Raw genomic sequence first — 8,020 nt, forward strand, 5'->3', positions numbered from 1 at the left:
GTGGAATTTCACCGTGGGGTTACAGTCGCGATGGTTGGTCGCCCTCACGCCAGGAGTATTCGGTACGCAACCCGGCGCCGGGGCCCCCGACCCGCCCGCGCCGCCATTGCCGTACAACAGTCCGCCGGGTCCGCCGTCGGCGCCGGTCCCGGGGGCTCCTGCGGCGCCATCGCCAATCAGCCGACGACCTAGTAAAGCTTGGGTGACGGCATTGATCGCGTTGGGCGGTTGTTGCAACGATGCCGCGTTGCGGACCTCCGCACCGGCATAGGCCTGCGCAGCGACGCTGAGTGTCTCGACGAATTGTCCATAGGACACTGTCGCCCATGCGCTAACAGCGTGGAATTCCTGCGCGTAGCCGCCCAACAATGCGGCGACGGCGATCGACACCTCGTCACCGGCCGCGGTCAACATGACGGTTGTCGATGTCGCTGCGGCCGCGTGAGCGTCGACGATCGTCGAACCGATCGCCGCCAGATCGGCAGCCGCGGCTGCCACGACCTCAGTCGCCACATGCACGAATGGCGACGTCATCACTCTTACCGGCCAGCCTGATCAAAGTGAGCCCGGTCACACCAACACGCTAATTCGCCCCCGACATGACATCTAGCAGAAGGTTCCGAACACACCGTTGCGGATTACTAAAGCGTGGCGTGCGGGAAGATACTTGCGCATAAAGCAAGCTTTAGTGCATAACATTCTACTAGACGCAGTATAGCGGCTTCCCTAGCGTTTCCTTCCAAGAGACAAGAACAGGAGACCGACCATGACGACGCCACGCCGGCCGGGAACATTTTGGGGCGCCGATGCTGACTGAGACCGCGCCACAACCACTTTCGTCACTGTTGGTGGCCGACTTCTCCCGGGTGCTCGCCGGTCCGTATTGCACGATGACGCTTGGCGACCTCGGCGCGGAGGTGGTGAAGGTGGAACGTCCGGGTGGTGACGAAACTCGGTCGTGGGGGCCGCCATTCGTGGACAAGGAGAGCACGTACTACCTCGGCGTCAATCGCAATAAGCGCAGCATCGTGCTCGACTTGCGTGACGCCGACGACCTCCGGGTGGCTAGAACGCTGGCCGAGCGTGCCGATGTGCTGGTGGAAAATTTCCGGCCCGGCACCATGGCGCGCTTTGGCTTGGATGAGGCCACGATTCGCCCGGCCAACCCTGCACTGGTGTATTGCAGCATCTCGGCGTTCGGAGCTGCCGCGGGACGCCAACTCGCCGGCTACGACTTGTTGGTTCAGGCGTTGGGCGGGCTGATGAGTGTTACCGGTACTGATTCCGACAACCCGACCAAGGTCGGCCTGGCAGTCGTTGATGTGCTGGCCGGACTGTTCGCCACGGTCGGGATCCTGGCGGCGCTACGCGAGCGCGACCGATCTGGTATTGGCCAGCTCGTCGAAATCAACCTGATGTCGGCACTGCTGTCCGGCATGGCGAATCAGTCAGCCAGTTATGTTCTGGCTCAAGCGATTCCACGCGCACTGGGTAACGGCCACGCCAGCATCGCCCCGTACGACACCTACCCGAGCGGTGCCGGGACACTCGTTCTGGCGGTGGGCAACGACAAGCAGTTCGGTCAACTCTGCGACGTCCTGGGCATACCTCAGATGGCACGCGATAATCGCTTTCGCACGAACGAGCTTCGGGTGCACAACCGTTCAGCGCTACGCACGATTGTGACGCGTGCGCTGGCGCCACACTCGGCCCACCATTGGACGGCGGCCCTCAACCAGGCCGGAGTCCCCGCCGGCACGGTCAACAACATTGCCCAAGCTTTCGTATACGCCGAACGACTCGGATTGCAACCCATCCGCACCACCGCCGACGGCGACCGCCGTTTCGGCCGGCAGGTGGCTAGCCCAATAGCTCTATCCGCCACACCGGTGACGTATCGAACCAGGGCGCCAAAGTTGGGCGAGCACAGCAGCGAAATCCGCGCCTGGCTCGCCGTGCTCGAAGCGGGATGCCGACCGACATGACGCACGTACTCAACGTTTGTTGGAACGTTCGAGCTAATTCTTGTCCATTGCGCAAGTACCATGCCTAGTTGTGGAGCTCTACCAGCTGCGTTACTTCCAGACGGTCGCCGAGGTCGGCACGCTGCGCGATGCCGCGGAAAAGCTGGCGGTGTCACAATCTGCGGTCAGCCGCGCCATCGCCATGCTCGAACACGAAATCGGGGTCGAACTGTTCACCCGGCGCGGGCGGGCCAACGAGCTCAACCGGTTCGGCCAAGCATTCCTGCGGACCAGCCTCGCTTCGCAACGCAGCCTCGAGACGGCCGTGGCCGGCGTACGCCAACTCGCCGGCGTCGATGCCGGCACCGTGGCCCTGGGATTCCTCGTATCACTGGGTGTGGCCACCGTACCCAGGCTGATCCGCCGCCATCACGATCACTATCCGGCGGCGCGATTCGAACTGCGCCAATGCGCCGGCCCCGCGCTTGTCAATGATCTGACCACCGGGGTCATCGATATCTGCCTGAGCTACCCCATGACCTTCGACGAGTCCCCCGGGGTCAAGTGGCACAAGCTGTTTACCCAACAGCTCTATGCCGTCGTCGATCGCGCGCATCCGCTGGCACACCGCGAGCTCATCGGCTTTGAAGAGCTGGCGGGGCAGCCGTTTGTGGCCCTGGACCGCAACCACACGTTACGCAGGATTTTCGACGACGCTTGCGCGCGTCATGACGTAACACCCACCATCGCCTTTGAGGGGACCGACATCACCACCCTGCGCGGGCTCATCGGAGCGCGGTTGGGTGTCGGTGTGCTACCCAAGGCCGCCACACCACCGCCGGACATCGTTGAGATCGCCGTCGACGACAAGAAACTGGTCCGCCCTATCGCGGTCGGATGGATGACTAACAGATACTTGCCGCCATCGGCCGCTGCATTCCGCGACACCGCGATCACGTCCTGCGGACTCCCTGATCAAGACTTCAACGCATAGCCACGATCACCGAATCACAGCCCTGCGAACCGCTCCTTGACCGCTTCAGCCGTCAGACCGTAGTCAGCCAGCGAGTAACTGTGCCTGGGCGCTCGCTCGCCGGTCTGACTCTCGGCATGAATCTTCGCCATCGCTTGTCGGGCCTCATCGGTCAGCGTCAACCCGAAATGCCGGTAAATGGCGGCCACCGTCCCCAGCGGGTCGGCAATCAGGTCGCGGTAGTCGACATCGTAGAACTGGGCCGGATCATACTGCGCCCGAGCGGTATTGAACCGCTCCAGCCCGCGCGACCAGGTGTCCATTGCGTCGGCGCCGATCCGCGGACCGACGAACACCGTCGACCACCCCTCAGAAGTGTGTTGTGCCAACGAGCACATCGACGCCATGATCGTCTCCACCGGCCGGTGAGTCTGTATCACCAGCGCGTCGGGATAGCTGGCCATCAATGCGTCGAGCGCGAACAGATGGCTGGGATTCTTGAGCACCCAACGCTTTTCGACGTCGTTGAGTCCGATCAGCTGAAGGTTGCGGCGGTGCCGCCGATATGCCGGCGTCCAGTCCTGCCGCGACAGCCACGAGGCGTAGCCCGGCAAATGCGCCAACGTCTCGTAGGACACCGAATGCAGCGACTGCCGCAGCAGCTGCCAGCATTCCTCCAGTTCGTAGGCGGCCATGAAATGTAGGCCGGTATACCCGGGATTTTCTTTGTGGTGTCGGGTGAACTGGTCGTCGAGCTGTCGGTACAACGGGTTTGACTCCCAGCTGTCGCGGGGCGGCCGTGGCTGCGGGAACTCGGCCAGCCACATGTGCAGACCCTGGTGGGCCGGGTCGGCGCCCAGCAGCCGATGCAACGCGGTAGTGCCGGTGCGCACCAGCCCGGTGACGAAGATCGGCCGCTCGATGGGAACGTCGGCGTACTGCGGGTGCTGCTTCCACGCGGCCTCGGACAGCAATCTGGCCACCAGCGCGCCCCGCAAAAAGAAGCGATTCATCTTGCTGCCCAACACCGTAAGGCCGGCGTCGCGCCGGTAGGAGTCCAGCAGCACGCCCAAAGCCTCGCGGTAGTTGTCCTCGTCGGAACCAAAATCGTCGAGCCCGACCAACTTCGTGGCCGAGGCGTGCAGTTCCTCGACGGTTCCGACATCGGTGCGATCGCCCATCAGCTGTGGTACTCCCCGCAGTTGACGTCCAAGGTCTGTCCGGTGATGCCGCTGGACAGGTCGCTGGCCAAGAAGAGAATCGCCGATGCCACCTCGTCCTCGGTCGGCAGTCGCCGCAGATCGGAGTGGGCGGCGGTGGCCTGGTATATCTGTTCCACCGTGGTGCCGTATTTGCCGGCTTGGTGTTCGAAGTAGCCTTTCAGGGTGTCACCCCAGATATAGCCGGGGGCAACGGAATTGACGCGAATACCTTTCGGCCCGAGTTCGGTGGCCAGTGAGTGCGACATCGCGAGCAGCGCTGACTTGGCCATCTTGTAGGCCCCGTATTTGGGCTGGGAGTGCCGCAACACCATAGAGTTGACGTTGACGATGCAGCCGTGGGTCTCGGCGAGCGCGCGGGTGAAGCCCTGGGTCAGCCGCAGCGCACCGAGCGCGCTGAGCTCGATGGCGTCGCGGATGTGCTCGAAACTGGTTTCCGCCAACGGCTTCATCGACGGTACGCGGAACGCGTTGTTGATCAGCACGTTGACCTTGCCGTATGCCTCCAGAGTGGCGTCGACGAGGTTGTTGACTTGGTCGTCATCGGTGATGTCGGTGCGCACCGCAATGGCTTGCCGGCCGCTGTCGACAACCTGTTTGGCGACGTCATCGAGGCGGTCGGCGCTGCGGGCCGCCAGTACCAGGTCGGCCCCCTCGCCCGCGCATCGGTGCGCCAGCGTGGTCCCGAGTCCCGGCCCGACACCACTGATGACGACGATCTTTCCCTCGAGCATCCCGGTCATCGTCACCCCAGCATCCTGGCCGCAATTTGCTGCTGGCGCAGGGCGATTCGCTTGCGCCAGTCGTCTTCGGAAACCTTGTTGTGTTCCAGATACGGCAACGCGGCCGGTATCGCGCCGAAGTCCACCACTTCGACCGTCGGCCCGTCGGCCTCGGTGAGCTGCCGTGACACCCGCTGCCAACGGAACTGCAGGAAGCCGCGTCGATGGCCGAGCGTTTCCACCCAGTTGGTCACGCCGGGATTCTGGTCGGCGACCACGATGCGCACCTTGCCGTCCGGATCCGCTTGGGCCTGACTGTTGTTCAACGAGGTCTGGTGGTTGATGTAGTCCAGCGAGATGTACCACATGCTGCCCAGCTGGAAACCCAGGTACGGGGCATCGCTCACCGGCACGGTGATCACCAGGGCTTGGTCCGGCCGTAGTTCGAAGTGACCGGCCGACGAGTATTGGGTGGCCAGGCCCCCCGGTGTCAGCCGGGGCGGCACCATGGTGTTGACCGGGATGTTCAGATAAAACCACTGCGGGAATTGCAGCCAGGTCTTAACCCGGTTCAACAGTTGCTTTCCCGCTGCCGCATAACGTTTTTCGATGGTCTGACGGCTCAGTGGCGGTGGCGCGGTGCCGGCGGTGTCCAGCCGCGAGATGGCCAGCGTGCCACGTTGTTGTGACCAGTCGCCGTACACCTCGCGGATCACCAGCTGGCCGGGACTGGTCGGGCGCAGCCGCCACTGGAAGGTGCCGTCCGGGGCGATGTCGAGTTCACGGTCGTCGAATGCGATCTGGCTGGCCGGCACGTTGTCGTCGGTGTACTCGCCGCCGAGCACCTGGAAGCTCAGGTCGGTGGTGGTCCCGCGCCGGCCGGTGACCACGTAGTCGCGGTCGGGCTGCACGCGGGTGCCGAAGTAGAGGGTGTCGGGGTTGTCCAACCCCATTTTGGTGAACGGTCCGGTGCCCGACTGTAGGAACGGATGGTCACGTTCATTGTCGAAGGCCAGATGCATGCATCCCGCGACGCAGCCGGCCAGGTACTGCAGCCCCTCCAGCAGGTCGGCTTCGGTTTCGATGTGCGGTGCCGCCGTCACCAGCTTCTCGGCTTCGGCGATCGCCTCGGTCAGCGGGCCAGAAACGGGACTAGACGACACGACCTCGACGCTAGAACGTGTTCCTATTTTCAGTCAATGGCGAACATCGGGCCGCTGCGCTGGCGCCACGGTGAGGGCCCCCACTGTGCGGCCGCGAGGGTGGCCAGTGGCTTAATCGGCTGGTCGCCGGCCGCGTTGATGCCCGACGACGGGCGCTGCCGGAGTCGCACTTGCTAGTAGGCGTCGCCGAATAGCAAGGAATAGCAATGACTAGGGGGTGTTGTCAGCGCCCGCCGGATGCGATGGACGTACCTGCAACCTGCCCGGGTGCCGAATCAACGATGTCAATCGGCTTGCCTCGTTAGCGACATCAATTTCCGAAGCCCGACTGCTGGAATCCTTTATTGAAGGCGCCTGAGACCCTTGCACCTGTGTGGAAGAGTCCGACGTTAATGGTGCCCGAGTTTGCAATACCTGCTTCGGATTGACCCCCGTTACCAATTCCCGCCGCGCCCTGCGCAGTGGCCGTATTGAGGAATCCTGAGACCTGCATGCCCGCGTTCTGGAAGCCCGAGCTGATGCTACCCGAGTTGAAGAAACCCGAGTGGGTAAAGCCGGTATTGCCGAAGCCCGAGTTCGGGCCCGGTCCGATGCCCACAGCGCCGAAGCCGGTATTGAGCGAGCCCCCGTTGAAGGCGCCGGTGTTGATGTCCCCTGAGTTCGCCCAGCCCGTGTTGACTGCGCCCGAGTTGAAGTCTCCGGTGTTGAGCGAACCCGTATTGAAGTTGCCGGTGTTGAGTTGTCCCGAGTTGAATATGCCGGCGTTCAACTGCCCCCCGTTCCACAAGCCGAAATTCGCCACGCCACCATTCTCCGCGCCGGTATTCAGCAGGCCGGCGTTGCCGTAGCCGGTGTTCAGGCCACCAGAATTGCCAAACCCGGTGTTATGGCCTGCTGGGAAGCCCCCCAGCATGGCGCCCGAGTTGCCGATGCCCGCGTTTGCGTCGTTCGAGTTGCCGATGCCGAAGTTTCCGTTCCCGGAGTTGAAGAAGCCGACATTACCGTTCCCCGAATTGAACAAGCCGATATTATTGCTACCCGAGTTCAACCCACCGATACCGAACTGATTATTACCGGCCAATCCGAACCCGATGTTATTGTTACCGGTGTTCCCAAAACCGATGTTCCCACTGCCGTTATTGCCGAAACCCCAGTTACTGTTGCCGGTATTCCCGGCGCCGGTGTTCACGGCGCCGCTATTTCCGGCACCGACGTTCTGGTTGCCGGTGTTTCCGAACCCGACATTGAAGTTGCCGGTGTTCCCGCTCCCCAAATTCGAGTTACCTAGGTTCCCGTTGCCGACATTCCCACTGGCCGGAAAACCGATCCTGCCGTTACCGCTGCCGATATTCGAGTTGCCAATGTTACCGCCACCCACGTTGAGGCCACCGTTATTACCGCCACCCAGGTTTTGATCACCGATATTTCCGCCACCGACGTTGAGGTCACCCTTGTTCCCGCTGCCCAAGTTGAGTTTGCCGGTGTTTCCGCTACCCAGATTCGCATTACCGATATTCCCAATGCCGAGGTTGGGCAGCGTCTGCAACCACTGCAGCCAGGGCGGCAGCGCTGCCGCTGCGGCCGAGGCCCCACCGTGATAGCCCACCATCGCCGCCACATCGGCGGCCCACATCTCCTCATATGTGGCCTCAGCAGCCGCAATCGCCGGCGCGTTCAAACCCAACCAATTCGACAACACCAACCGCACAAACGCACTCCGATTGGCCGCCACCAACAGCGGATGAATCGTCGCCGCCTTCGCCGCCTCAAACGCACCCACCACCGCCTGAGCCTGCGCCGCTGCCCCCGCCGCCTGCGCCGCCGCCGCGCTCAAGAACCCCGCGTACGGACCCGCCGCGGCCGCCATCGCCGACGCCGCCGGCCCCTGCCACGCCTGACCCACCCACCCCGAGGTCACCGACCCAAACGCCGACGCCGCCGACACCCTCGGCGCAGAACCCGCACCCCCAAACATACC

6 protein-coding genes and 2 pseudogenes are annotated in these 8,020 nt (G+C 63.2%); 2 read left to right on the plus strand and 6 right to left on the minus strand.

Annotated elements, in window-relative coordinates; genetic code table 11:
• Positions 1-81: 81 nt before the first annotated feature.
• Positions 82-216 (minus strand): annotated as a pseudogene (locus tag BST40_RS32105) (hypothetical protein); the annotation flags it as partial.
• 90 nt (positions 217-306) lie between these two features.
• Positions 307-534: pseudogene (locus BST40_RS32110) on the minus strand (PE family protein); the annotation flags it as partial.
• 272 nt (positions 535-806) lie between these two features.
• On the opposite strand from BST40_RS32110, the gene BST40_RS26595 reads away from it, so the two are divergent.
• The gene (locus BST40_RS26595; RefSeq protein WP_075549904.1) at positions 807-1,985 is read left to right on the plus strand and encodes a CaiB/BaiF CoA transferase family protein; all 1,179 of its coding nucleotides are present in this window, start codon (positions 807-809) and stop codon (positions 1,983-1,985) included.
• Positions 1,986-2,055: 70 nt separating this feature from the next.
• Positions 2,056-2,958: a LysR family transcriptional regulator gene (locus BST40_RS26600; RefSeq protein WP_075549905.1), complete on the plus strand. Its 903-nt coding sequence runs from the start codon at positions 2,056-2,058 to the stop codon at positions 2,956-2,958.
• 14 nt (positions 2,959-2,972) lie between these two features.
• Here BST40_RS26600 and BST40_RS26605 read toward each other — a convergent pair whose 3' ends face one another.
• The 4 genes from BST40_RS26605 to BST40_RS26620 all read right to left on the minus strand — a co-directional run bounded on the left by BST40_RS26605 (position 2,973) and on the right by BST40_RS26620 (position 8,017).
• Entirely contained in the window at positions 2,973-4,118 is a 1,146-nt protein-coding gene (locus tag BST40_RS26605; protein ID WP_083156286.1) for a sulfotransferase family protein, read from the minus strand.
• Positions 4,118-4,900 carry an SDR family oxidoreductase gene (locus tag BST40_RS26610; RefSeq protein WP_075549907.1) on the minus strand — a complete coding sequence of 261 codons (783 nt, stop codon included), beginning with the start codon at positions 4,898-4,900 and terminating at the stop codon, positions 4,118-4,120. Before BST40_RS26610 ends, BST40_RS26605 begins: the two co-directional genes overlap by 1 nt.
• 2 nt (positions 4,901-4,902) lie before the next feature.
• The gene (locus BST40_RS26615) at positions 4,903-6,042 is read right to left on the minus strand and encodes a hypothetical protein (protein ID WP_083156289.1); all 1,140 of its coding nucleotides are present in this window, start codon (positions 6,040-6,042) and stop codon (positions 4,903-4,905) included.
• A gap of 310 nt (positions 6,043-6,352) precedes the next feature.
• On the minus strand, positions 6,353-8,017 hold the full coding sequence (locus BST40_RS26620) for a PPE family protein (RefSeq protein WP_083156292.1): 1,665 nt from the start codon (positions 8,015-8,017) through the stop codon (positions 6,353-6,355).
• Between the last annotated feature and the right edge of the window lie 3 nt (positions 8,018-8,020).

Source organism: Mycobacterium persicum, from assembly GCF_002086675.1.
GTDB classification, from domain to species: Bacteria; Actinomycetota; Actinomycetes; order Mycobacteriales; family Mycobacteriaceae; genus Mycobacterium; species Mycobacterium persicum.

Excerpts from the sequence above, each read along its gene's own strand:
- BST40_RS26595 (WP_075549904.1), top strand. The coding sequence starts at position 807 with ATGCTGACTGAGACCGCGCCACAACCACTTTCGTCACTGTTGGTGGCC.
- BST40_RS26605 (WP_083156286.1), bottom strand. The coding sequence starts at position 4,118 with ATGGGCGATCGCACCGATGTCGGAACCGTCGAGGAACTGCACGCCTCG.
- BST40_RS26610 (WP_075549907.1), bottom strand. The coding sequence starts at position 4,900 with ATGACCGGGATGCTCGAGGGAAAGATCGTCGTCATCAGTGGTGTCGGG.
- BST40_RS26620 (WP_083156292.1), bottom strand. The coding sequence starts at position 8,017 with ATGTTTGGGGGTGCGGGTTCTGCGCCGAGGGTGTCGGCGGCGTCGGCG.